Origin of the sequence: Acidithiobacillus sp., from assembly GCF_023255755.1 — a bacterium.
Taxonomy (GTDB): Bacteria; Pseudomonadota; Gammaproteobacteria; order Acidithiobacillales; family Acidithiobacillaceae; genus Acidithiobacillus.
This window is the reverse complement of the sequence record NZ_JAGDVS010000102.1, coordinates 1-2,849: the sequence shown is the minus strand read 5'-3', so window position 1 is coordinate 2,849 and position 2,849 is coordinate 1. Positions and strand designations below refer to the sequence as shown.

The 2,849-nt window shown below is 55.5% G+C and carries 3 protein-coding genes; all 3 read left to right on the top strand.

The genetic code is table 11. The annotated features are described in order from the left end of the window. The coding region (locus Q0C48_RS07165) for a hypothetical protein (protein WP_291522916.1) at positions 1-292 on the top strand (292 nt) is incomplete at its 5' end. After that, the gene (locus Q0C48_RS07160; protein WP_291522914.1) at positions 292-1,563 is read left to right on the top strand and encodes a hypothetical protein; all 1,272 of its coding nucleotides are present in this window, start codon (positions 292-294) and stop codon (positions 1,561-1,563) included. The genes Q0C48_RS07165 and Q0C48_RS07160, both read left to right, overlap by 1 nt. A gap of 80 nt (positions 1,564-1,643) precedes the next feature. Beyond that, positions 1,644-2,798, top strand: a complete 1,155-nt coding sequence (locus Q0C48_RS07155; protein WP_291522912.1) for a hypothetical protein — start codon at positions 1,644-1,646, stop codon at positions 2,796-2,798. Positions 2,799-2,849: the final 51 nt, after the last annotated feature.

Below are 2,849 nucleotides of genomic sequence, written 5' to 3'. Positions count from 1 at the left end.
CGGACCCAATCTGGTGCTGGGCCTGGAACGGATGGCCGACATGATTTCCGGCGCATCTCACGGGGATCGAAATGGCGCTTTGAGCATGCTGGCAGACGGTCTCAGTGTGGTCGTCCACCAGTCTCTGGATATCAAGCCGGATGGCGGTAAGCGATTGCGCAACAGCATTTTGGAGGTCACTCCGCAGGTCAAGGAATACATCCGCAAGAATCAGATGTCGATGCTGGTCAATGAAATAAAAAACCAGTCCGCGCAGTTGGCCATCGGCCAGTCGACGCCAGGGGGACGATAATGCTACAGATTGTTCTCCTCATCCTTGGATTGTTGACGGTGAGCGTCGGACTCTACGAGAAAAATCATTTCTGGTTCGAGCAATCCCAGGCCCAAAACATGGCACAGGAAACAGCCGCCGCGTGGAACGGCTTCGCCCAAGGGCTCAACGCCTACGTGAAGCAGAACATGGGGACGATTACCGGGTCGGAGACGGTATCCTGCCAGACCTTGCAAAGCGCTGGTTACTACAGCGGAAGCTGCACGGACCCGCTGGGCGAAACGATGGAAGGCGTGGTAGCGGCACCGTATGGCTTCCCCCAATCCTGGGGAGTGATCGCCACCAGTGCGCCCAATCCTGCGATATTGGGAAAATTCGGCATCGGCAATCCTGACAATCCCGTAGATCAATCGCTCAAGTGGCACGCTTTTACGTATGATGTGGCAACGATCCTCCAGGGTGACAACCTGACCGCTGCCATCTACAACGGCGGCAGTCAGGCGTTTAAGATGCCTTTCGGCACGGCGGCATCCACCTATGCCGACTACAGCCTGCCGGCAACACCGACAACCTATGGTCAAACCAGCAACGGGATTGGCCCGGATGGACTGATGGCCTTCCCGCAATTGCATAAACAGCCGGGGTATTGGTTGTGGCAAGCACAACTACTGGATGAAAACAGCGAAGCCAATATCTCGTTCGTAAACTACGGCTATTCCGCAGTCTGCCCACCCGGCGGGGTCACCCCGGTATCATGGAACAGTTCGTGGGTGGAGAATAATGGCAGTGGTACCGCAACGTATTTTGATTGGGGTCATGATACCAGCCTTCCCGGCATGTTCATGTCCATGGTTGACCCGAGCAATCCTTTCAACTACCAGCAAGTCTTTGTTTGCGTGCCGGCCCCGCAGGCCCTGGTGAACAACAGCACGTCTTACAACCCTTTTTATTCAGCAAACAATAATGCGGCTCAAAACGTGGTGAATCCTAGTTATAGCAGTCAATACTGGAACGGAGATGCGCAAACCGCCGTACAGGCTGGCGAACTTTATACGATATCCGTCGGGAGTCAAATCTATTCCCTGGTCACCTACGCCGGATGGGCCGGAGCCGGTTCCCCCGGCGTCGGCTCTACACAGCGTGTAGACGAGCTGGCATTCTATCTCGGCAACCCAAGCGGAGCCGGTAGAGTCGCCCCGTCGCCATTCGGTGACCCGCAATGGAATAACACGGGTGGATTCTATGCACCACCAGTCGTGACGCTGTCTTCGCAATCCCTTTCGCTGAACTAGGGGTCGTCATGCCTTTAATAGCTATCATCCTATTCGCCTTTACTGTTCTTATTCTGGGGGCTCGCCAGGAGCAACTCGAAATGACTCAAGCGCAAGGGACCGCTTTGCAACAGATGACCGCGCAGTCCGCCAAGCAGTTCTCGGAGTTCACACGCGCGGCGGCCAGTTATGTGCAGAGCATGGGCTTGCCTCTGCCCGGTACCGCATTGACGGTCGCCGACCTGCAAGGGGTCAATCTGCTGCCGTCGAGTTTTCCAACGCAAACGCCTTTTGGGCAAACCCTGGTAGCGGACTATGTTTCAGATACGAATAACCCGGTAGCGCTCGACGTCGTGGTCCATACGACCGGCTCCATGAACGCCGCGCTGCTGCAGAAGGCTGGCGTCAGTCAGGGCAGCGTGGCCACTGTGCAATATGATACGGCTGTCGTGGCCCAGGATCAGGTGCCGGCGACCATTGCTGGCAGCACAGGACAGTTTTTTGGCGTTGCGAACGGCTCCACGCTGAACAATCTGGGCTCATCCAATTCGATGGCGCTGCCACTTGGCATCAGCATGCAGCAGCCGGAAGTGGCGGAATACATTTTATCTCCAGGCCAATATGGATATTGGCTGATTGGAGCAAGCGTCTATGGCTGGAGCGCGATATGGGAGTCCCTGAATGGATGGGGTTCATGGGCAGGAAATAACGCCGGAGATATCGGTTTTGAGGGGTATGCGTATCCAAGTATCGCCTCTCAGGGGTTTTCCCTGACCTGTCCAAGCGTTGCCACCAATCTGGCCAACCTCACCAGCGGTGCGCCCACCGGTAACAACGATACGATGTACCAAAGCTATGGTGGTGATGCTTCACAATCGCCGCTTTTTTGCATACCCGCCTATAAAGGGCAGGTGACGCCCATAAATGCCACCGCACAGACGCAAACACTTTCCTCCACGGTTTCCAACTACACCGTCCACTGGAATGGTCAATATTATGGGACTCCAGTCGACATCTACAACTGGGTGTCGAATACGACATACGTCAACCCATCCAATATCGTTGGGCTGAACAACAACCTGTATGCGACCGGCGGATTTATGTCGATCTTCGCACCGGCAGCACAGTATCCGCTCAATGAGGCCTCTCCGATGCCCATGCCCAATGCCATTAGCGGCATTGGCATCGCCGTCGCCGTGAAGACGCCGCAGAACACCACGGATACCTACCAGATCGAAGTGGATGGCGGATCGTAAGCGGTAACTGAGCGGCGTATCTTGCGGCTTAGTTCGAGATGTTATAGAGGT